The sequence below is a fragment of the Rhodosalinus sediminis genome, assembly GCF_003385555.1.
GTDB lineage: Bacteria > Pseudomonadota > Alphaproteobacteria > Rhodobacterales > Rhodobacteraceae > Rhodosalinus > Rhodosalinus sediminis.
This window is the reverse complement of the sequence record NZ_QOHR01000117.1, coordinates 1-317: the sequence shown is the minus strand read 5'-3', so window position 1 is coordinate 317 and position 317 is coordinate 1. Positions and strand designations below refer to the sequence as shown.

The following is a 317-nucleotide window of genomic DNA, read 5'->3' as shown; positions in this document are numbered from 1 at the left end:
GCTGCACACGCCGGCCTCGCGCGCGCTGCGCCACATCTTCTTCGCCGAGCGCGCGGCGGCGAAGATCCCCGGGCTGCCTCCGGATCTTGAGCGCCGCGAGGTGCGCAGCCTGGGCATCGTCGGGGTCGGCACGATGGGGGCGGGCATCGCGCTCACCTTCGCGCGGGCCGGCTTCCCGGTGACGCTGATCGAGTCGGACACCGAGGCGCTCGAGCGCGGGCGCGGCCACATCCGCCGCACGCTGGAGACCAGCGTGCAGCGCGGCCGGATGACCGAGGACGAGGCCGAGGCGCAGCTCGCGCGGATGTCGGGCGCCA

The 317-nt window shown here is 75.4% G+C and carries 1 protein-coding gene; it reads left to right on the top strand.

Annotated elements, in window-relative coordinates; genetic code table 11:
- On the top strand, positions 1-317 hold a 317-nt coding region (locus DRV84_RS15345; RefSeq protein ID WP_239995113.1), incomplete at both ends, for a 3-hydroxyacyl-CoA dehydrogenase NAD-binding domain-containing protein.